Below are 614 nucleotides of genomic sequence, written 5' to 3' on the forward strand. Positions count from 1 at the left end.
TCGACGACGATGCGGCGGTGCGGCCGGTGTTGGCGGTGGTGCGGCGCCCGGAGGTGGTGCCGGTGTCGTTCGCGCAGCGACGGTTGTGGTTCATCCACCGGTTCGAAGGCCCCTCGGCCACCTACAACATGCCGTTGGGGGTGCGCCTGTCGGGTGCGGTGGATGTGGCGGCGTTACGGGCGGCGCTCGTGGATGTGGTGGGGCGGCACGAGAGCCTGCGCACGGTGTTCGCCGAGGTGGACGGGGTGCCGGTGCAGCGGGTGCTCGGGGCCGGAGAATTCGCCATGCCGCTGGAGGTGGCGGACGTGGCGGATGTGGAGGCGGCGGTGGCCGCGGCGGCGCGGTATGCGTTCGACCTGGCGGCGGAGATCCCGATACGGGCGAGTGTGTTCCGCTACACCGGGGCGGTCGAAGACGACCGTGCTCGCGACGAGTACGTGCTGGTGCTGGTGATGCACCATATCGCCGGGGACGGGTGGTCGTTGGCGCCGTTGTTGCGGGATCTGGTGTGCGCCTACACCGCCCACGCCCACGGTCGCGGCCCGGACTGGGTGCCGTTACCGGTGCAGTACGCGGACTACACGCTGTGGCAGCGGGAACTGTTGGGTGAGGCG

At 70.7% G+C, this 614-nt stretch carries 1 protein-coding gene; it reads left to right on the plus strand.

Annotated elements, in window-relative coordinates; genetic code table 11:
• A partial coding sequence (locus tag ACX4ZE_RS22980; RefSeq protein WP_480275548.1) for a condensation domain-containing protein occupies nucleotides 1–614 on the plus strand: 614 nt, incomplete at both ends.

The organism is Nocardia sp. TBRC8007, assembly GCF_056629435.1.